Genomic DNA, 20,060 nt, shown 5'->3' on the forward strand with positions numbered 1-20,060 from the left:
GACTATATGGCCCACCGCTTCCACCCGACCCTGCTGCGCGAATATGATATGCGCGGCGTTGTCGGCCCGATGCTCGGGGAAGCGGACGGCTATGCGCTGGGGCGCAGCTTCGCGACCTGGGTGCGGCGCGCCGGCGGATCAGCGGTCGCGGTCGGCTATGACGGGCGGCTGAGTTCGCCCATGCTGGAGGGCGCGCTGGTGCGCGGCCTCACCGACAGCGGCGTCGATGTGCTGCGCGTTGGCCTGGGTCCCACGCCGATGCTCTATTATGCCGAGGCCGAACTGGACGTGGCGGGCGCCATCCAGGTGACCGGCAGCCATAATCCCGCAGATCAGAATGGTTTCAAGCTGGTCCTGGATCATGCGCCCTTTCATGGCGAGGCGATCCAGCAGCTCGGCGCGATCGCGGCGGCCGGCGACTGGCTGGCGGGCGAAGGCCGGGTGCGCGATGTCGATGTCATGCCGGCCTATGTCGAACGGCTGGTGCGCGATTTTGACGGCGCCGCCTGGCGGATCGGCTGGGACGCGGGAAACGGCGCCGCAGGACCGGTCGTGGAGAAGCTGGTGCAACTCCTGCCGGGTGAGCATCATCTGCTCTTCACCGATGTAGACGGCAATTTTCCCAACCATCATCCTGATCCCACCGAAGAAGCGAATCTGGCCGATCTTCGTTCCCTTGTCCTCTCCAGGAAGCTCGATTTCGGCGTGGCTTTCGATGGCGATGGCGACCGGATCGGCGTGGTCGACGGCCTCGGCCGGATTATCTGGGGCGACCAGTTGCTCGGCCTGTTCGCGCAGGTGGTGCTGAAGGATCGGCCCGGCGCCCCGATCGTCGCGGATGTGAAGGCCAGCCAGGCCCTGTTCGACGAGATTGCGCGGCTGGGCGGTGAGCCGGTGCTGTGGAAGACCGGGCACAGCCATATCAAGTCCAAAATGAAGCAGATTGGCAGTCCGCTGGGTGGCGAGATGACCGGCCACATCATGTTCGCCGACGATTTTTACGGTTTTGATGATGGACTCTATGCCGCCGTTCGCCTGATCCGCGCCGCGGCCCGGTTGCGCCGCACCGTCACCGACCTGCGCGGCGACATGGCCGAAATGGTCAACACGCCGGAAATCCGCATCGCCGTGCCGGAAGACCGCAAGTTTGCGATCATTGAAGACCTGCGCGACCGCCTGATTGCATCCGGCGCAATCGTGGAGTCGATCGATGGTGCCCGCGTCCGCACCATCGATGGCTGGTGGCTGCTGCGCGCGTCCAACACCCAGAATGCGCTGACCGCGCGGGCGGAGGCGTCGGATGCCGCGGGATTGGCGCGTCTGCTGGCCGAAATCGAATCCCATTTGCGTGATTCGGGCGTCGATCAGCGATTGCAAGCGGCGAAATAGCCTGTCGCAGCGCGCAAAATTGATATCGCTATCATTATTTCATGCGGAATTTCCCTTAGGGAAACATTGTCTTGTGACACCGGTTGCATGAAACGCAATCGCGCCATCATGTTTCGCATTTGCGACGAACGCCGCCTGGCCGCAAAAGGAACTCGCCTTTCAGGCATCCTCTCCTAAAACTTCATAGCCGTCCCTCGGGGCGGCTTTTTTTTTGACCTGTGACGTTGGCGCAACAGGGCGGCACTTGCCGTAGCGTCCAGCCGGCCGAAATCCGGGCAATTGAGCGAAAAATCGCGGAAATCCGTCATTGGCGCCTGTAGAAATCGTCGGGATAGCTGTTATGCGCATGGTTCCATAAGTCGCATGAGGCGTTTAAGCGCCCGCACCAAATGGCCAAATGAGTTTTTAGCAGAGGAAACGCCATGTCCCTTCGCCGTCGCATTCTTCCCACCATCCTGCTGACCGGCGCGATTGTCGCACCGATGCCGGCGCTGGCTGGTGGCTTCTATCTTCAGGAACAGTCGCCGGTGGAAACCGGCCGCGCCATGGCTGGCGGCGCCGCTGCAGGTGACGATCCCTCGACCATCTATTTCAACCCTGCCGCCATGACCCAGCTGTCGGGCGTCCAGGTTTCGGCCGGCGTCAACGCCCTGATGGCTTCCGCTCACCAGACTAACCGTGGCAGCTATCGCTCGGTCCCCGGTTCGACCGCCCGCGTGCCGGTGACCGGCAATGACGGTGGCCAGCCGTTCGAAAGCGTCATCCCGGTCCCCAATTTCTACGCCTCGGCGCAGGTCACCGACCGGCTGTGGCTGGGCCTCGGCGTCAATGCGCCCTTCGGCCTGAAGCTGGAATATGATGACGGTTTCTTCGGTCGCTATGACTCGATCTACACCGACCTCAAGACCTACAACATCCAGCCGTCGGCCGCGTTCAAGCTGAACGACAATTTCTCGATCGGCGGCGGCGTCGACGTGCAATATGTGAAGGCGAACCTGACCAACGCGCTGCCGCAGGTGTCGCCGCTGGTCACCACCGACGGCTTCACCAAGCTGAAGGGCGATGACTGGACCGTCGGCTGGAACGCCGGCCTGTTCTACACCAACGGCACCACCAATGTCGGCGTCCACTATCGGTCGGGCATCAACCACAAGCTCAAGGGTACCCAGACCATTTCCGGTCTGGTGACGCCGCTCAGCGCCGCCAATGGCGAATTCGATGCCTCGGCACCGCTGGACCTGCCCGATATCGTCACCGTGTCCTTCATGCACAAGCTGACGCCGAACCTGCGCGCGATGATCACCGGCAAATGGTATGGCTGGTCCAGCTTCAAGGGGATCGAGGTCACCTCGGCCACCGGCACCACCAACAAGGAACTGGATTACAAGGACAGCTACAGCGTCAGCCTGGGCGGCGAATATGATTTCAGCCCCGCCTTCACGCTGCGCGCCGGCACCATGTTCGACCGTTCGCCGACCAATCCGCAGCATCTGACCACCCGCGTGCCCGATGGCGACCGCGTGTGGCTGACCGGCGGCGCGACCTGGAATATCTCGCCGGCCTTCGCGCTGAACGTCGCCTACGCCCATACCTGGGTGGAAAAGGCGAACATCATCCGCCCGGACAGCTATTTCCCGTCGCCGGCCACCGTCACCGCCACGACCCTGGCCCAGACCAGCGGCAATGCGGACCAGGTTGCCGCATCGCTGACCGCGCGCTTCTAAAAAGCCGCGTTAATGCTTATAGGGGGCTCCAGAGATCTGGAGCCCCTTTTCATGTCCGAACATAATCCCGGCCTGCGCCCCTGGCGCGACATCGCCCGACGGCAGTCGCGGCAGATCATGGTCGGCAACGTCCCCGTGGGCGGCGGCGCGCCGGTCACGGTGCAGACCATGACCAACACGCTGACCCATGACGTCAAGGCGACGATCGACCAGATCCGTCGCTGCGAGGATGCCGGCGTCGACATCATCCGCGTGTCCTGCCCCGACGAGGAATCGACCGCGGCGCTCAAACAGATCGTCCGCGCCGCGCGCGTGCCGATCGTCGCCGACATCCATTTCCACTATAAGCGCGCGCTGGAAGCCGCCGATGCCGGTGCTGCCTGCCTGCGCATCAATCCGGGCAATATCGGTTCGGCCGCGCGGGTGAAGGAAGTGGTGGACGCCGCCAAGGCCAATAATTGCTCGATCCGCATCGGCGTCAACGCCGGCAGCCTGGAGCGCGACCTGCTCGAAAAATATGGCGAGCCCTGCCCGGAAGCGCTGGTCGAAAGCGCGCTCGACCATATCAAGCTGCTGCAGGACCAGGATTTCCACGAATATAAGGTCGCCGTGAAGGCGAGCGACGTGTTCCTGGCGGTCGCGGCCTATATGCAACTGGCCGATGCGGTCGATTGCCCGCTGCATCTGGGCATCACCGAAGCCGGCGGCCTGATCGGCGGCACGGTCAAGAGCGCGATCGGCATCGGCAACCTGCTCTGGGCCGGCATCGGCGACACGATCCGCGTCTCGCTCTCGGCCGAACCGGAGGAGGAAGTGCGGGTCGGCTATGAGATGCTCAAGACGCTCGGCATCCGCACCCGCGGCGTCAAGGTCATCTCCTGCCCCAGCTGCGCACGGCAGGGCTTCGATGTGATCCGCACCGTCCAGGCGCTGGAGGAACGGCTGCAGCATATCAACACGCCGCTCTCGCTCTCGGTGCTGGGTTGCGTCGTCAACGGTCCGGGCGAAGCGCGCGAGACCGATATCGGCCTGACCGGCGGCGGCAATGGCAAGCATATGGTCTATCTGTCGGGCGTCACCGATCACACGATCCAGGATGCCGACATGGTCGACCATATCGTCAGGCTGGTCGAGGCCAAGGCGGCCGAGATCGAAGCGGCGGCGAGCGACGCGGGACAGGTCCAGGCGGCCGAATGACGGACAGCGCCGACCGGTCCGCCATCGCCCATGGCGCAAGCGCCACGGGTGCGCAGGCGGTCGGCGCGTCCGCTATCGGGACATTGGCCCTGGGCGCGATCGCATTGGGGGCAATAGCGGTGGGCGCCCTGGCCATCGGTCGGCTGCGCATCGGCAAGGCACGGATCACCCGGCTTCATATCGACGAATTGCATATCGGCAGGATCGTCGGCCCCGGTCGCGACTGATCCCTTCACCCCTCGATGGATCGTCCGCTTTCCTCTCCCCGCAGCCCGTCCGTGCTGTTGCCCTTCCTCATCTGCTGCCTTGGCGTCGCGCTTTTTTCGGTGATGGACGCGGCGATGAAGGGGCTCAGTCTCTCGATCGGCCTTTATAACGCGCTGCTCTGGCGCGCGATCACCGGCAGCCTGCTGGGGCTGGTCCTGATGCTCGCCACCCGCCAGCGCTGGCCCAACCTTTCCGTGCTGCGCCTGCATCTGCTGCGCGGCGTGGTGGTCGCGCTGATGGCCAGCTTCTTCTTCTGGGCGATCATGCGCCTGCCGCTTGCCGAAGCCATTGCCCTCTCCTTCATCGCCCCGCTGATCGCGCTCTATCTTGCGGCCTTGCTGCTCAAGGAACGGATCGGGCGGCAGGCGATCGGCGCTTCGCTGCTTGGTCTGGTCGGGGTGGGCGTGATCCTGTCGGGGCGGATGCGCGGCGACTATGATGGCGACGCGCTGATGGGGGCGGGCGCGGTGCTGCTTTCGGCGATACTGTTCGCCTGGAACCTGATCCTCCAGCGCCAGCAGGCCCAGCTTGCCTCGCCGATAGAGGTCGCCTTCTTCCAGCATCTGGTCATGCTGGGCGTGTTCGCGATCGGTGCGCCGGCCTGGGCGATCGTGCCGACCGGAGCGGCGGTGCCGCTGGTGCTGCTGGCCGCCATGCTGGCCTTCACTTCTCTCGCGGCGCTCGCCTGGGCCTATGCGCGTGCGGAAGCCCAGCGGCTGATCCCGGTCGAATATACCGCCTTCGTCTGGGCCGCGATCTTCGGCTGGCTGGCCTTTGGCGAGCAACTGACGCTCGCCACCCTTGCCGGTGCCTTGTTGATCGTCGCCGGCTGCCTTATCGCCGCGCGCACGAAACGGGCGGATATCGCCCATGTGGAAGCGGGAGCGGCATGAGCAAGGTCATCATCAGGGACGCGCAATCGACGGATATCGATGCAATCGCGAATTTCATCCTGGCGCTCGCCGACTATGAGAAGCTGGCCCATGAAGTGAAGGCCGACCGCGAGACGCTGGCCCGCTATCTGTTCGGTCCCCGGCCGATGGCGGAGGTGCTGATCGCCGAGCATGATGGCGCACCGATCGGCTTTGCCCTCTTCTTCCACAATTTCTCTACCTTCGAGGGGCGTCCGGGCCTCTATCTGGAGGATCTGTTCGTCCTGCCCGAAGCGCGGGGGCTCGGTGCCGGCAAGGCGTTGCTCGCCCGTCTCGCCCAATTGGCGATCGCGCGCGACTGCGCCCGGCTCGAATGGTCGGTGCTCGACTGGAACGGACCGGCCATCGCCTTCTACCGGGCGCTCGGCGCCCGGCCGATGGACGAATGGACCGTGCAGCGCGTCGATGGCGACGTGCTCAGCGCCCTCGCATCGCATCCTGCAGGCTGACGCCCAGCAGCACGATCGCAAAGCTGCTCAGGGCAATCACGATAAAGGCGGGATAGAAAGAGGCGAACATGGCGACATCTCCTTTCGCCGCTTATTTTGCGCCTGCGCCCCAGGCCCGCGACATACGCAATGTTGCGGATGGGGCGGGACGAGCCGAGGGGCCGCAGGCTTGACGAGGACTCCTGGCTCGGCGCATTGTGCCGGAACGGAACATTTGGGGGACATTTGACCATGGCTGTCAGCCGCGGAGCCAAGCGCGCGCCGGAATGGCGCGAAATGCTCAAGCGCAGCATCGTGCGCAGCGGCGCGCTGATCGGGGCGATCTCGCTATTTCTGGCGACCCTGTTCCTGGCGCTGGCGCTGCTGAGCTATCAGCCCAGCGACCCGTCGATGAACACGGTGGCGGGCGATCATGTCGCCAATATCATGCGCGCGCCCGGTGCCATGGTGGCCGACATGCTGCTGCTGCTGTTCGGCGTGCCGATTGCGCTGCTGCTGCCGCTGATGGGGATCACCGCCCGTCGCCTGTGGGGCGATCATGAGATGATCGGGTGGAAGGCGCAGTTTGGCAAATGCCTGGTCGGCATCATCCTGATCGGCATCGCACTGGCCCTGTTCCAGCCTGATCCGCTGGTCGGCCTGCCTTCGGGCTGGGGCGGCATGATCGGCCTTGTCACCGCCAAGGGGGTGATCAGCCTGACCGCCCAGGCGCCGGCCGCGCAGGGCTGGATCATCGGCATATTGGTGGTCGTGGCCATGCTGGCCGGCCTGTTCGTCTGGTATCGCAGCCTGGCGCTGGAAAAGCCGATCTTCACCATCCGCCGTCCGACCCTGCCCCGGCTCAGCCTGCCGCGCCCCTCGCTCGCCTTTGCAGGACAGGGAGGAGCGGTCGATCTGGACGAGGATGATGACGGCCCGGTCGAACGGGTGATCGCGCCGCGCAAGCAGGTGTCGAACGAGCCCAAGCCGCCGATCACCATTCAGGCGCCCAAGCCCGCCCCGGTGCAGCGCTCGACCGCGCCGGTGTCGCAGGATGATCTGTTCGGCCATAGTTCGCTGCCGTCGGCCGACCTGCTCAATCCGATTCCCGCCAATCAGGGGCAGAAGATCGACAAGGCGGCGCTGGAACGCAACGCCCGCCTGCTGGAGAGCGTTCTCGACGACTTCCATGTGAAGGGCAATATCGTAGAGGTCCGCCCCGGTCCCGTCGTCACCATGTATGAGCTGGAGCCGGCACCGGGCATCAAGGCGAGCCGCGTGATCGCGCTGGCCGACGATATCGCCCGCAACATGTCGGCGCTGTCGGCGCGCGTCGCGACCATTCCCGGCCGTACCGTCATCGGCATCGAACTGCCCAACACCAATCGCGAGGGCGTGTCCTTCCGCGAACTGATCACCAGCGAGCAATTCGGTGCGGAAGCGACCCTGCCGATCATCCTGGGCAAGAATATCTCGGGCGAGCCGATCATCGCCGATCTGGCGCCGATGCCGCATCTGCTGATCGCAGGCACCACCGGCTCGGGTAAGTCGGTCGGCCTCAACGCTATGATCCTGTCGCTGCTCTACCGCATGACGCCGGACCAGCTGCGCCTGATCATGATCGATCCCAAGATGCTGGAACTGTCGACCTATGACGACATCCCGCATCTGCTCGCCCCGGTCGTGACCGAGCCGAGCAAGGCGATCCGCGCGCTCAAATGGGCGGTGGAGCAGATGGAGGATCGCTATCGCATGATGGCGTCGATCTCGGTCCGCAACCTCGCCAATTACAACGAGAAGGTTCGCGCCGCCAAGGCCAAGGGCAAGCCGCTCGGCCGTCGCGTCCAGACCGGCTATGACCCCGAGAGCGGCAAGCCGATCTATGAGGAAGAACAGCTCGATTTCCAGCCGCTGCCGCAGATCGTGGTGGTGGTCGACGAGCTGGCCGACCTCATGATGACGGCGGGCAAGGAAGTCGAATTCCTGATCCAGCGTCTGGCGCAGAAGGCGCGCGCCGCCGGCATCCACCTGATCCTCGCGACCCAGCGTCCTTCGGTCGACGTCATCACCGGCGTCATTAAGGCGAACCTGCCGACCCGCATCAGCTTCTTCGTGACCAGCAAGATCGACAGCCGCACCATCCTGGGCGAACAGGGTGCCGAACAGCTGCTGGGCAAGGGCGACATGCTCTACATGCATGGCGGCAAGGGCCTGATGCGCGTTCATGGTCCCTTCGTTTCGGACGATGAAGTGCGCGTGGTTGCCGACCACTGGCGCGCGCAGGGCGCGCCTGATTATATCCAGGCGGTCACGGAAGAGCCGGAAGAAGGCAGCTTCGCGCTCGACGGCGTGGACCTGGGCGATGACAGCCCGGACGCGCAGCTGTTCCGTAAGGCCTGCCAGCTGGTGTTCGAGAATCAGAAGGCCTCGACCAGCTGGCTGCAGCGCCAGCTGCGAGTCGGCTATAACAGCGCCGCACGCCTGATCGAACGGATGGAGGAGGAAGGGCTGGTCGGCCCGCCCAACCATGTCGGCCGCCGCGAAGTGCTGCGCGATGAGAATGGCAATCCGCTCTGACGCTACGAAATGCCTGTTTTCCTTGAGCGATTGCGTTCCGTGCAACCATGCTTGCTGCCTTCGCATTTGTCGTGACAGGGGCTTTGGGACATTAGGAACAGGCCTTTCAGGCATCCTCTCCTAAAAACTTTTCAGGCTGATCTTCGGATCAGCCTTTTTTTTGTCCGCGAATCGGTCTAGGCAGGCGTCGCTGCTGCCGCGCCGATAAACATAATTGGAGCGGTGCCGCCGGTAAGACCGGCATGGCGAGGCGGGAGCACGGGGGATCGAGCCAGCCATTTCACGGCCGCTCTCCCCCGTCTGGTCTTTCCGATCGATCCTTTCCCTGCGATGGAACAGCAAGGTTCACAGCGGGTTCAAGCCCCACCTCCTATGCCCCCTTTTCCGAACAACCCGGAGATGATTGCATGAAGCGCATCCTCGCGCCTGTCGCCCTGTCCCTCGCCACCGCGCTGGTTGCGGTGCCGGCGGGCTATGCCCTTGCCCAGCAGGCGGCACCGTCCGACCTCAATCAGGTCAATGCCTATATCCGCGCCGTCACCACCCTGACCGCCGATTTCAGCCAGACCGACCGCAATGGTCAGGTGCTGACCGGCAAGCTGACCCTGAAACAGCCGGGCAAGATCCGCTTCCAATATGAAAAGGGCGTGCCGCTGCTGATCGTGGGTGATGGCAAGGCGCTGACCCTGATCGACTATGAAGTGCGCCAGGTGCAGCGCTGGCCGATCGGCAATTCGCCGCTGGCCGCGCTGATCGACCCGACCAAGGATCTGTCGAAATTCGGCACCGTCGTCCCCACCGGCGACCCGACCGTGCTGAGCGTGCAGGCAAAGGATCCCAAGCGGCCCGAATTCGGCACCATCACCATGATCTTCAAGCGCAAGCCCGCGTCACCGGCCGGGCTGGAGCTTTATGGCTGGGTCGCGCTCGACGCGCAGAATAATCGCACGGCGGTGCGCCTGTCGAACCAGCAATATGGCGTGCCGGTCGCCGATTCCGCCTTCCGCTGGACCGATCCGCGTCCGCGCGGCCGTCCGAACGGCTAGGGCGGGCCACAGGAACGATGGGCTGAAAACTTTCTGCCATCGTTCATCTGCCGCTCATATCGGATCGCCTAGATAGAGATCACGGCGAGAGACGCAGACCGGGATTTCCCCCCTGTTACCCGGCACACCGCTCCCGTCGCAAAGCGCTTCAAGGGCGCGATCGAGACCCCCGTTCCACGCCCCCGGAGCGGGGGTCTTACTTTGTCCGGCGCTTGCGCGCGGGCGCGCGGCACCCTAGGTGCTTTTCATGGCCGATACCCTTTCGATTGCATCCTGGAACATCAACAGCGTCCGCGCCCGGATCGACATCGTCGAACGCTTCCTGACCGAGGAAGCGCCCGACATTCTCTGCCTGCAGGAAACCAAGGTGGTGAACGAGATTTTCCCCACCGACATGTTCAAGCGGCTGGGCTATGTCCATCAGGTGCTGAACGGCCAGCGCATGCATCATGGCGTCGCGATCATGAGCAAGGTGCCGATCCATGAGGATGACCGGTTCGACTGGCAGGCCAATGGCGAAGCGCGTCATGTCGGCATCCGCCTCGACAATGGCGTGCGGATCGAGAATGTCTATGTCCCCGCCGGCGGTGATGTCGCCGACCGCACGGTCAATCCGAAATTCGGCCAGAAGCTCGACTTTATCGAGCGGATGATCGAGTGGTCCGGGGCGCTCGACAACAAACCGACGATCCTGACCGGCGACTTCAACATCGCGCCGCTGGAATGCGACGTCTGGAGCCACAAGCAGCTGCTCGACGTGGTCAGCCATACGCCTCAAGAATGCGAACTGCTGGGCCGGTTGCAGGCGTCGAACGACTGGGTCGATATCGGCCGCCATTTCCACCCTGCCCCCGCGCGCCTCTACACCTGGTGGAGCTATCGCGCGAAGGACTGGGCGGCGTCGGATCGCGGCCGTCGCCTCGACCATATGTGGATGACCAAGGATGTCGCCGACAAGGCGGTCGCCCACCGTGTCGTCGAACCCGCGCGCAGCTGGGAAAAGCCGTCCGACCATATCCCGATCATCACCGAGTTCGCCTTCTGATGAACGGGCGGGATGCTGCCCGCGCCATCGATGCGCTGCGTCGCGGCTGGGCGATCCGCCTGACCGCGCCCGACGGCGCCATCCGGCTGATGGCGATCGAGGGCGCGGATGCGGTGACGCTGGCCGATTTCGATCCGCAGGGGCAGGCCGATATCTTGATCTCTGCCGCCCGCGCCGAGACGCTCAAGCTCGCCAATCAGCTGGCGGCGGCCGATCCCGATCTGCCGGTGCTGATCGAACGAGCGCCGTGGATCGACGCGGATGTCGCGACCTCGATTTCCGATCCCGTGCTGGACCTCGCCTCGCCGCTCAAGGGGCCGTTCCGCGCGCGGGCCTTGCCGGCGCCACAGGCAGCCAATGCCGCGCTGCGCCTTGCCCGGTTGGCTGGTATCCTGCCCGCCTATTTCCTTACCGAAGGCGACGGCCCGGTCGAGGCGGAAGTCAGCGCCGATGATGTCGGCGATTATGACGATGCCATCCACCTCGCCATCGCCACCCGTGCCCGCCTGCCCGTATCGGCGAGCGAGAGCGCGGAGATCATCGCCTTCCGCAGCCCCGACGAGCCGCGCGAACATGTCGCGCTGGTGGTCGGCAAGCGCGACGCATCCCCGCCGGTCATCCGCATCCACAGCGAATGCCTGACCGGCGACGTGTTCGGCAGCCTGAAATGCGATTGCGGCCCGCAATTGCATCAGGCGCTGCACCAGATCGCCGACGCCCAATGGGGTGTGCTGCTCTACCTGCGCCAGGAAGGACGCGGCATCGGCCTCGTCAACAAGCTGCGCGCCTATGCGTTGCAGGATCAGGGCTTCGACACGGTCGACGCCAATGTGCGGCTGGGCTTCGCGATCGACGCGCGCGATTTCTCGGTCGCGGCGCGGATGCTCGACCTGCTCGGTATTGACGGCGTGCGCTTGCTCACCAACAATCCGCAGAAGGTCGCCGGCTTGCAGGCGGCCGGGATCGAGGTGGTCGAACGACTGCCGATCATCCTGCCGGCCAACCCGCATAATGAACGCTATCTCGCCACCAAGCGCGACCGGACCGGCCACCAGCTATGAGCGTCGTCCATGTCGATGTCGCCACCGGGCGACTGCGCTTCGGCGATCTCGACATGGCCTGCACCATCGGCCGCAGCGGCGCCTGTGCGGCCGCCGACAAGCGCGAAGGCGATGGTTGCACCCCCTTGGGCAATTGGCCGATCCGTGCGGTGCTGCTGCGCCCCGGCAAGGTATCCACCACCGGCATCGCCCTGCCATGGCGCTGGATCCATGCGGGGGATGGCTGGTCGGACGATCCGGCCGATCCCGCCTATAATCGTCCCGTGCGCCTGCCCCGGCCCTTCTCGACCGAAAGCCTGCAGCGCAGCGACGAGGCCTATGACGTGATCGTCATCCTGGGCCATAATGACGCGCCGCCGGTGCCGGGCATGGGCAGCGCCATCTTCTTCCATCTGTCCGAAGGACGTCCGACCGCCGGCTGCGTCGCGGTCGACCGCGACGACATGCTGCGCCTGTTACCCTTGCTGTCACCCGGCGACGTAATGACCATTGCCTGAGTAGCGATCAGGCGCGCTCCAGTGCCTCGCCCACTTCGCCGCCGGCCGCCTCCAGCAGCCGCCGCTCCAGCGTCTGCAACCGGGCCTTGCTCTCGATCTTCCCGCCCAGCAGGTCGGTGACGTAGAAGGTGTCGACCGCGCGCTCGCCATAGGTGGCGACATGGGCGCTGTGGACCGTGACCTTCGACTGGAACAGCGCATTGGCCAGGCTGAACAGCAGCGCCGGCCGATCGCGGGCATTCACCTCGATCACGGTGAAGCGGTTCGACGCCTTGTTGTCGATCAGCACATTGGGCTCGATGCGGAAGGCTTCGGCGCGGGTGCGGGGCAGCGGGCGCGCTTCCAGCTTGGTGATCATGCGGTGGCGGTTGGACAGAGAGTCCTCGATCGCCGCCTTGATCCGCGCCAGCTGCTCGGGACTGTGGAAGGCGCCGCCCAGCGGATCCTGCACCAGGAAATTGTCGATCGCGACGCCATCGCGCGTCGTATGGATGCGCGCGTCGATGATGTTGCCGCCGGCCAGATGGATGGCGCCGGCAATGCGGTAGAACAGGCCCGGATGGTCGGTCGCATAGACGGTGACCAGCGTGGCACCACGTTGTGGATAATATTGCGCGGCGATCGACAGCGAGGAGTCACCCGCTTCCAATATGTGCCGCGCATTATGGACCAGGATATCGTCCGGTTCGGCGATCCAGTAGCTTTCGGGCATGCGGCCGCTGAAGGCGGCGAAGGTCGCCTCATCCATGCCCAGCGCCTGGCGCAGGGCCTCCTGCTTGGCGGCGACCCGCTCGCTGCGGCCCTTCTGCTTGTGGCCCAGGCGCAGTACTTCCTCGGCGGCATCATAGAGGTCGCCCAGCAGTTGCCGCTTCCAGCTGTTCCAGACGCCCGGCCCCACCGCGCGGATATCGACCACGGTCAGGCACAGCAGCAGGCGCAGTCGCTCCGGACTCTGCACCACTTCGACGAAATCGAGGATCGTCTTGTAGTCGGCCAGGTCGCGCTTGAAGGCGGTGGCCGACATCAGCAGGTGGTAACGCACCAGCCAGGCGACGGTCTCGGTCTCGGCGGCGGTCAGGCCCAGACGCGGGCAGAGATGTTCTGCCACTTCCGCGCCCAATATGCTGTGGTCGCCGCCGCGCCCCTTGGCGATGTCATGCAGCAGCACCGCGACATAGAGCACCCGGCGCGACAATATCTTGCCCATCAGCTCGGTTGCCAGCGGATGGTCGGTGGCCAGTTCGCCCTTTTCGATCCGGGCCAGCAGGCCGACGGCGCGGATGGTATGCTCGTCCACCGTATAATGATGGTACATGTCGAACTGCATCTGCGCCACGACGCGGCGGAAATCGGGGATGAACCGACCGAACACGGTGGATTCGTTCATCCAGCGCAGCACCGTTTCCGGGTCGCGCGGGCTGGTCAGCACATCCATGAAGGCGGCATTGGCGCGTGCGTCCTTGCGCACCTTGGCGGTGATCAGGCCGGCGTCGCGGCTGGCCGCGCGCATCGCGCTCGGATGAATCTGCAGCCCATGCCTGTCGGCCACGGCGAAAATCTCGACCAGGCGGACCGGATCGGCCTGGAAGAAATCGTCGCTCGGCAGCGCCAGCCGCCCGCGATCCAGCACGAAACCATCCAGCTTCTTGGGTCGGCGAAAGATCGACGGAATATAGCGGCGTCCGCGCTCGGCCAGCTGGTCGTCCAGATGCGCCAGGAACACCGCAGTCAGGTCGCCGACTGCCTTCGCATTGAGGAAATAATAGCGCATGAAGCGCTCGACCCCGGATCGTCCGGCCCGCGCGGTGAAGTGCATCCGCGTCGCGGTTTCCAGCTGCAGGTCGAAGGTCAGCCGGTCTTCGGCCCGACCCGTGATCATGTGCAGGTGACATCGCACCGCCCACAGGAAATCCTCGGCCTTCTGGAACTGGCGCAGCTCGCTCTGCGTCAACAGGCCGACATCGACCAGTTCGGCGACCGATTTCACCCGGTTCACATATTTGCCGATCCAGAACAGCGTGTGCAGGTCGCGCAGGCCGCCCTTGCCTTCCTTGACATTGGGCTCGACGACATAGCGGCTGTCGCCCATGCGGCGGTGGCGCTCGTCGCGTTCCTCCAGCTTCTCGGTGACGAAGGTGCGGGCGGTGCCCTGCATGATCTCGCTGTCGAAGCGAACGGCGACTTCCTCGTAAAGCGCCCGGTCGCCCCACACATAGCGTGCTTCCAGCAGGGCGGTGCGCACGGTGAGGTCGGCCTTGGCCATCCGCATCGTCTCGTCGATCGAACGGCTGCTATGGCCGACCTTCAGCCCCAGATCCCACAGCGAATAGAGCATGGATTCGATGATCTGCTCGGTCCAGCCGGTCGGCTTCCAGGGGGTGATGAAGCCGATGTCGACATCGCTGTGCGGTGCCATCTCGCCCCGGCCATAGCCGCCGACGGCGATCAGCACGATCCGCTCGCCGGTGCTGCGGTTGCCGGCGGGATAAAGATGATGGGTGGTCGCGTCGTAGAGCAGCCGCAAGATCTGGTCGATCAGGAAGGCAAAGGCCGTCACCGCCTCGCGCCCGCGCGTCGGTTTTGCCTCGAGCCGGCGCGCGACATCCTCACGGCCATGCTCCAGAGCGGCCTTGAGTTCCTTGACGATCAGCCCGCGCAGCTTGATCGGATCGCCCCGGTGCTCCTGCGCCAGGGCGTTGATGCTGTCGGAAATCGCGCGCCGGTCAATGATCGCGCGGCGCGACCCCAGGCTGGGGAACTGCATGACCATGGCTCTCGTCTACTCGTGGTGACTGGCGGCGGCCAGTTGTTTCAAACGATATATGTGATCGAGTGCCTCACGCGGGGACAGGGCGTCGGCATCAATGCCATCCAGTGCGTCGCGCAGTGGATCGACCACCTCTTCGACCTGGGTTGCGACGCTGGCGAACAGCGGCAGGTCGTCCAGCCCCGCGGCAATGCCGCCGGTCTTCGCCTTGCCTGCCTCCAGCCGGCCCAGCACATCCTTGGCGCGCTTGAGCACCAGGGGCGGCAAGCCGGCCAGCCGCGCCACCGCCAGGCCATAGCTGCGATCGGCAGGCCCTTCGGCCAGTTCGTGCAGCAGCACCAGGTCGCCCTTCCATTCGCGTGCCCGCACATGATGCAGCGACAGCGCATCGAGCGTTTCGGACAGGCGTGTCAGCTCATGATAATGGGTCGCGAACAGGCAGCGGCAGCGATTGACCTCATGCACCGCCTCGACAACCGCCCAGGCGAGCGCGAGACCGTCATAGGTGGATGTGCCGCGCCCGACCTCGTCCAGGATGACGAAGCTATGCTCGGTCGCCTGCGCCAGGATCGCCGCGGTCTCGACCATCTCGACCATGAAGGTCGACCGGCCGCGCGCCAGATTGTCGGAGGCGCCGACGCGGCTGAACAGGCGGTCGACCAGGGTCAGCGTCGCCGATTCTGCCGGCACGAAGGCCCCGGCCTGGGCCAGGATGACGATCAGCGCATTCTGCCGCAGGAAGGTCGACTTACCGCCCATGTTCGGGCCGGTGACCAGCCATAGCCGGTCAGTCGCGACCAGCCGGCAATCATTGGCGACGAAGGGCTGGCCCTGCGCACGCAGCGCATCCTCGACCACCGGATGGCGCCCGCCGACAATGTCGAGGCAGGGGCCGACCCCGTCCTCGACCACGAAATGGGGGCGTTGCCAGCCGCCTTCGGCCGCCCGCTCGGCCAGCGCAGCGGCAACGTCCAGCCGTGCCAGCGCATCGGCGGCGCGGGCGATGTCGGCCTTGCGGTCCAGCACCGCCTCGATCAGCGTTTCCAGATGAGCAGCTTCCGCCACCAGCGCATGGGCGCCGGCCTGCGCCACGCGGCCAGCCTGCTCGTGCAGGTCGATCGAGTTGAAGCGCACGACCCCGGCCAGCGTCTGGCGATGGGTGAAGCCGCTTTCGGGCTGCATCAGCTGGTCGGCGGCGCGGGCCGGCACCTCGACATGATAGCCCAGCACGCCATTATGGCGGATCTTCAGCGCGCTGATCCCCGTCTGCTCGCGATATTGCGCTTCCAGCGCGGCGATTGCGCGGCGGCCGTCACCGGCGAGGCGGCGCAGTTCGTCGAGCGCCGGGTCGAAGCCGTCGGCGATATAGCCGCCATTATTGGTTTCGGTCGGCGGGCTCGGCACCAATGCGCGCGCCAGCGCATCGACCAGCGCGCCATGACCGTCGAGCGCCGGCAGCAATTGCGTCAGCAGCAGCGGCTGATCGGCCAGCCGCCCCAACCGCTCGCGCAGCAAGCGCGCCTCGCCCAGGCCGTCGCGCAATTGACCGAGGTCACGCGGACTACCGCGACCGATGGCGACACGTCCCAGCGCACGGCCGATGTCGGGCAGCGCGCGTAGCGCCGCGCGCAACTGACTGCGCAGCGTCGCGTCATCATGGAACAGCTGGACCAGGCCCAGCCGCGCGTCGATCAGCGGCGCATCCATCAGCGGCGCCGACAGATCCTGTGCCAGCAGCCGGGCGCCTGCCCCGGTGACGGTCCGGTCGACCGCCCCCAACAGGCTGCCCGCACGGGTGCCGCCGGTGGTCGCGACGATTTCCAGGCTCTCGCGCGTCGCTGCGTCGATGGCGACATGGGCGCCGCTGGTCTTGCGCAGCGGCGGCGCCAGGAAGGGCAGCGTGCCCTTCCCCGCATGATCGAGATAGGCAATCAGCCCGCCCATCGCCGCCAGTTCGGCGCGGCTGAACTGGCCGAAACCATCCAGCGTCGCGACCGCGAACAGGCGCTTGAGCGCGTCTTCAGCACGGGCGCTGGAAAAGGCCGCCTTGTCGAACGGATGGCTGTTGGCGACCTCCAATGTCGACCCTTCGGCGATCACCACTTCGCTCGGCCGCAACCGGGCGAGTTCGGCGGGCAGGTCGCCAGCGCGCACCGTCATCGTCTCGAACCGGCCGGTCGAGATGTCGGCGGCGGCCAGGCCCAGCTCGCCTTCTCCACCGGTCTGGGCGAGCGCCACCAGCATATTGTCGCGCCGGCTGTCGAGCAGGGTTTCCTCGGTCAGCGTGCCGGCGGTGACATAGCGGACGATGGCGCGTGCCACGAGCGCCTTGCCGCCCCGTGCCTTGGCCTCGGCCGGCGTCTCGGTCTGTTCGGCGATGGCGACGCGATGGCCGCCCTTGATCAGTCGGGCGAGATAGGATTCGGCGCTATGCACCGGCACGCCGCACATCGGGATCGGCTGCCCGGCATGTTCGCCACGGCTGGTGAGCGCAATGTCGAGCGTCGCGGCCGCCATCTTGGCGTCATCGAAGAAGAGTTCGAAGAAATCGCCCATGCGGTAGAAGAGCAGGCAATCCTGCGCCTCTGCCTTGAGGGTGAAATATTGTGCCATCATGGGGGTAGGCTGGTTGGTGGTGGAGGTCGAATTGGCCATGGGGCAAGCGGATAGCCTGATCGCTCCGCTGAAACCAGAGCTTCGCCAAAGGGCAGGAAAATTGCGCTTCTCGCACTTGCCCACAAGATAATCTTGCCGCTAGGGCGGCGCTATTGTTCCATTATGTGGGTATCGCGATGACCGAAAAGTCAAATGTGGAATTTTCCGAGCGCGAGGCGCTGTTCTTCCACGCGACCGGCCGCCCCGGCAAGATCGAGATCATTGCCTCCAAGCCGATGGCGACGCAGCGCGATCTCTCGCTCGCTTATTCGCCCGGCGTCGCGGTGCCGGTGCGCGCGATCGCCGAAGATCCGGCGACCGCCTATGATTATACCGCCAAGGGCAATCTGGTCGCGGTGATCTCCAATGGCACGGCGATCCTGGGCCTCGGCAATCTCGGCGCACTGGCGTCCAAGCCGGTGATGGAGGGCAAGGCCGTCCTCTTCAAGCGTTTCGCCGATGTCGATTCCATCGATATCGAGCTGAAGACCGAGGATGTCGATCGCTTCATCGACGCGGTCGAACTGATGGAGCCGAGCTTCGGCGGCATCAATCTTGAGGATATCAAGGCGCCCGAATGCTTCGTCATCGAAACGACGCTCAAGGAACGGATGAACATTCCGGTCTTCCATGACGACCAGCATGGCACCGCGATCATCGCGGCGGCGGGCGTCATCAATGCCGCGCTGCTCACTGGCCGCGACATGAAGGACATGAAGGTGGTGGTGAACGGTGCGGGTGCCGCCTCCATTTCCTGCACCGAACTGATCAAGGCGCTGGGCGTCCCCAATGAAAACGTCATCATGTGCGACAGCAAGGGCGTCATCTATCAGGGCCGCACCGAGGGCATGAACCAGTGGAAGTCGGCCCATGCGGTCAAGACCGACGCGCGGACCCTCACTGAAGCGGTCAAGGGCGCCGACGTGTTCCTCGGCCTTTCGGTCGCCGGCGCCATGTCGCAGGATATGGTCAAGTCGATGGCGGCCAACCCGATCATCTTCGCCATGGCCAATCCCGACCCGGAAATCCTGCCGCCCGACGCCCATGCGGTTCGTCCCGACGCGATCGTCGCCACCGGCCGGTCGGACTTCCCCAACCAGGTCAACAATGTCCTGGGCTTCCCCTTCATCTTCCGTGGTGCGCTCGACGTGCGGGCGACCGGCATCAACGAGGCGATGAAGCTGGCCGCCGCCAAGGCGATTGCCGATCTGGCGCGCGAACAGGTGCCCGAAGAAGTGGCCAAGGCCTATGGCCGTTCGCACAGCTTCGGCCCCGACTATATCATCCCCGCGCCGTTCGATCCGCGCCTGATGGAAGTGGTGCCCGCCGCCGTCGCCCAGGCGGCGATGGATACCGGCGTCGCACAGAAGCCGATCGCGGATATGGCCGCCTATCGCGACTCGCTCAAGGCGCGGCTCAATCCGACCACCTCGGTTCTCACCAGCGCCTATGAACTCGCCAAGGCCAATCCCAAGCGGGTCGTCTTTGCCGAGGCGGAAGAGGAAGTGGTGCTGCGCGCCGCGATCCAGTTCCGCGAACTGGGCTATGGCATTCCCGTGCTGGTCGGCCGCGATCATGTGCGCGACAAGCTCAAGGAACTGGGCGTCCGGGATCCCGACAGCTTCGAACTGCACAACAGCGTCAATTCGCCGCTGGTGCCCGAGATGGTCGATCTTCTCTATGCCCGGTTGCAGCGGCGCGGCTATCTGCGTCGCGACTGCGAGCGGATGGTCAATCGTGATCGCAACATCTTCGGATCGCTGCTGGTGAAGATGGGCGTGGCCGATGCGATGATCAGCGGCGTTACCCGGCCCTATGGCCAGACCCTGCGCGAAGTGAAGCGGGTGATGGATCCGGCGGCCGGCCGTACCCCCTTCGGCATCCATGTCATGGTGACCAAGGACAAGACCGTCTTCCTGGCCGATACCACCGTGCATGAACGGCCGTCGGCGTCCGAACTGGCCGACATTGCCGAGGGCACGGTCGCGGTCGCGCGGCGCATGGGGCATGATCCGCGCGTCGCCTTCCTGTCCTATTCCAATTTCGGTAATCCGCCCGGCGCCTTCCTCGACAATGTGCGCGACGCGGTGAAGCTGCTCGACCAGCGCGACGTCGATTTCGAATATGAAGGCGAAATGACGCCGGATGCAGCGCTCAATCCGACCGTGATGAAGAACTACCCGTTCAGCCGTCTGTCCGGCCCGGCCAATGTGCTGGTCATGCCGGGGCTGCAGTCGGCCAACATCTCGGCCAAGCTGCTGCGCGAACTGGGCGGCACGTCGATGATCGGCCCGGTGCTGGTCGGCATGGAAAAGTCGGTGCAGATCGCGACCATGTCGTCCAATGCGTCCGAGTTGCTGACGCTGGCCGTGCTGGCCGCGGGCGGCATCGCGCTCTGATGATCGTGGCGGGGCACCAGCCCCGCCCCTATCCGCTACGACCGGTTGGTTTCTGACCGGTTTCGCTTGCCTTGCG

The 20,060-nt window shown here is 65.1% G+C and carries 14 protein-coding genes; 12 read left to right on the plus strand and 2 right to left on the minus strand.

Annotation, left to right across the window (positions count from 1 at the left end; genetic code table 11):
* The first annotated feature begins 6 nt into the window (after positions 1-6).
* The 11 genes from pgmG to U0025_RS19745 all read left to right on the plus strand — a co-directional run bounded on the left by pgmG (position 7) and on the right by U0025_RS19745 (position 12,163).
* Positions 7-1,389: a phosphoglucomutase/phosphomannomutase PgmG gene (gene pgmG, locus U0025_RS19695; RefSeq protein WP_004209211.1), complete on the plus strand. Its 1,383-nt coding sequence runs from the start codon at positions 7-9 to the stop codon at positions 1,387-1,389.
* A gap of 422 nt (positions 1,390-1,811) precedes the next feature.
* A complete protein-coding gene (locus tag U0025_RS19700; RefSeq protein ID WP_004209213.1) occupies positions 1,812-3,113 on the plus strand; it encodes an OmpP1/FadL family transporter in 1,302 nt (433 codons plus the stop codon).
* Between the two features lie 51 nt (positions 3,114-3,164).
* Complete coding sequence (ispG, locus tag U0025_RS19705) at positions 3,165-4,310, plus strand: flavodoxin-dependent (E)-4-hydroxy-3-methylbut-2-enyl-diphosphate synthase (RefSeq protein ID WP_004209214.1); 1,146 nt, start codon at positions 3,165-3,167, stop codon at positions 4,308-4,310.
* Positions 4,307-4,537, plus strand: a complete 231-nt coding sequence (locus tag U0025_RS19710; RefSeq protein ID WP_004209215.1) for a hypothetical protein — start codon at positions 4,307-4,309, stop codon at positions 4,535-4,537. The genes ispG and U0025_RS19710 overlap by 4 nt, the downstream gene beginning before the upstream one ends.
* Before the next feature lie 15 nt (positions 4,538-4,552).
* Positions 4,553-5,470 (plus strand): DMT family transporter, encoded by a 918-nt coding sequence (locus U0025_RS19715; protein WP_004209216.1) that lies wholly within the window; start codon positions 4,553-4,555, stop codon positions 5,468-5,470.
* Positions 5,467-5,958: a GNAT family N-acetyltransferase gene (locus U0025_RS19720; protein ID WP_004209217.1), complete on the plus strand. Its 492-nt coding sequence runs from the start codon at positions 5,467-5,469 to the stop codon at positions 5,956-5,958. The genes U0025_RS19715 and U0025_RS19720 overlap by 4 nt, the downstream gene beginning before the upstream one ends.
* A gap of 231 nt (positions 5,959-6,189) precedes the next feature.
* Positions 6,190-8,514, plus strand: a complete 2,325-nt coding sequence (locus U0025_RS19725; RefSeq protein ID WP_004209220.1) for an FtsK/SpoIIIE family DNA translocase — start codon at positions 6,190-6,192, stop codon at positions 8,512-8,514.
* A 407-nt stretch (positions 8,515-8,921) separates the two neighbouring features.
* Entirely contained in the window at positions 8,922-9,560 is a 639-nt protein-coding gene (locus U0025_RS19730; RefSeq protein WP_004209221.1) for a LolA family protein, read from the plus strand.
* Positions 9,561-9,807: 247 nt separating this feature from the next.
* Positions 9,808-10,605 carry an exodeoxyribonuclease III gene (xth, locus tag U0025_RS19735; RefSeq protein ID WP_004209222.1) on the plus strand — a complete coding sequence of 266 codons (798 nt, stop codon included), beginning with the start codon at positions 9,808-9,810 and terminating at the stop codon, positions 10,603-10,605.
* Complete coding sequence (gene ribA, locus U0025_RS19740) at positions 10,605-11,666, plus strand: GTP cyclohydrolase II (protein ID WP_004209223.1); 1,062 nt, start codon at positions 10,605-10,607, stop codon at positions 11,664-11,666. Before xth ends, ribA begins: the two co-directional genes overlap by 1 nt.
* Positions 11,663-12,163, plus strand: coding sequence for a L,D-transpeptidase family protein (locus tag U0025_RS19745; protein ID WP_004209224.1), 501 nt, complete (start codon positions 11,663-11,665; stop codon positions 12,161-12,163). The genes ribA and U0025_RS19745 overlap by 4 nt, the downstream gene beginning before the upstream one ends.
* A gap of 7 nt (positions 12,164-12,170) precedes the next feature.
* Here the strand turns inward: U0025_RS19745 and U0025_RS19750 are convergent, their stop codons facing one another.
* Entirely contained in the window at positions 12,171-14,933 is a 2,763-nt protein-coding gene (locus tag U0025_RS19750) for a [protein-PII] uridylyltransferase (protein WP_037490690.1), read from the minus strand.
* 9 nt (positions 14,934-14,942) lie between these two features.
* Positions 14,943-17,585 (minus strand): DNA mismatch repair protein MutS, encoded by a 2,643-nt coding sequence (gene mutS, locus U0025_RS19755; protein ID WP_004209226.1) that lies wholly within the window; start codon positions 17,583-17,585, stop codon positions 14,943-14,945.
* Positions 17,586-17,722: 137 nt separating this feature from the next.
* Between mutS and U0025_RS19760 the strand changes: the two genes are divergently transcribed.
* Positions 17,723-19,984: an NADP-dependent malic enzyme gene (locus U0025_RS19760; RefSeq protein WP_010335805.1), complete on the plus strand. Its 2,262-nt coding sequence runs from the start codon at positions 17,723-17,725 to the stop codon at positions 19,982-19,984.
* Positions 19,985-20,060 lie beyond the last annotated feature (76 nt).

Source organism: Sphingobium yanoikuyae (assembly GCF_034424525.1).
In the GTDB taxonomy this organism is placed as follows: domain Bacteria; phylum Pseudomonadota; class Alphaproteobacteria; order Sphingomonadales; family Sphingomonadaceae; genus Sphingobium; species Sphingobium yanoikuyae.

What these genes read in the sequence shown, in the direction of transcription:
- pgmG (WP_004209211.1), top strand. Translation starts at nt 7, where the DNA reads ATGGCCCACCGCTTCCACCCGACCCTGCTGCGCGAATATGATATGCGC.
- U0025_RS19700 (WP_004209213.1), top strand. Translation starts at nt 1,812, where the DNA reads ATGTCCCTTCGCCGTCGCATTCTTCCCACCATCCTGCTGACCGGCGCG.
- ispG (WP_004209214.1), top strand. Translation starts at nt 3,165, where the DNA reads ATGTCCGAACATAATCCCGGCCTGCGCCCCTGGCGCGACATCGCCCGA.
- U0025_RS19710 (WP_004209215.1), top strand. Translation starts at nt 4,307, where the DNA reads ATGACGGACAGCGCCGACCGGTCCGCCATCGCCCATGGCGCAAGCGCC.
- U0025_RS19715 (WP_004209216.1), top strand. Translation starts at nt 4,553, where the DNA reads ATGGATCGTCCGCTTTCCTCTCCCCGCAGCCCGTCCGTGCTGTTGCCC.
- U0025_RS19720 (WP_004209217.1), top strand. Translation starts at nt 5,467, where the DNA reads ATGAGCAAGGTCATCATCAGGGACGCGCAATCGACGGATATCGATGCA.
- U0025_RS19725 (WP_004209220.1), top strand. Translation starts at nt 6,190, where the DNA reads ATGGCTGTCAGCCGCGGAGCCAAGCGCGCGCCGGAATGGCGCGAAATG.
- U0025_RS19730 (WP_004209221.1), top strand. Translation starts at nt 8,922, where the DNA reads ATGAAGCGCATCCTCGCGCCTGTCGCCCTGTCCCTCGCCACCGCGCTG.
- xth (WP_004209222.1), top strand. Translation starts at nt 9,808, where the DNA reads ATGGCCGATACCCTTTCGATTGCATCCTGGAACATCAACAGCGTCCGC.
- ribA (WP_004209223.1), top strand. Translation starts at nt 10,605, where the DNA reads ATGAACGGGCGGGATGCTGCCCGCGCCATCGATGCGCTGCGTCGCGGC.
- U0025_RS19745 (WP_004209224.1), top strand. Translation starts at nt 11,663, where the DNA reads ATGAGCGTCGTCCATGTCGATGTCGCCACCGGGCGACTGCGCTTCGGC.
- U0025_RS19750 (WP_037490690.1), bottom strand. Translation starts at nt 14,933, where the DNA reads ATGGTCATGCAGTTCCCCAGCCTGGGGTCGCGCCGCGCGATCATTGAC.
- mutS (WP_004209226.1), bottom strand. Translation starts at nt 17,585, where the DNA reads ATGGCCAATTCGACCTCCACCACCAACCAGCCTACCCCCATGATGGCA.
- U0025_RS19760 (WP_010335805.1), top strand. Translation starts at nt 17,723, where the DNA reads ATGACCGAAAAGTCAAATGTGGAATTTTCCGAGCGCGAGGCGCTGTTC.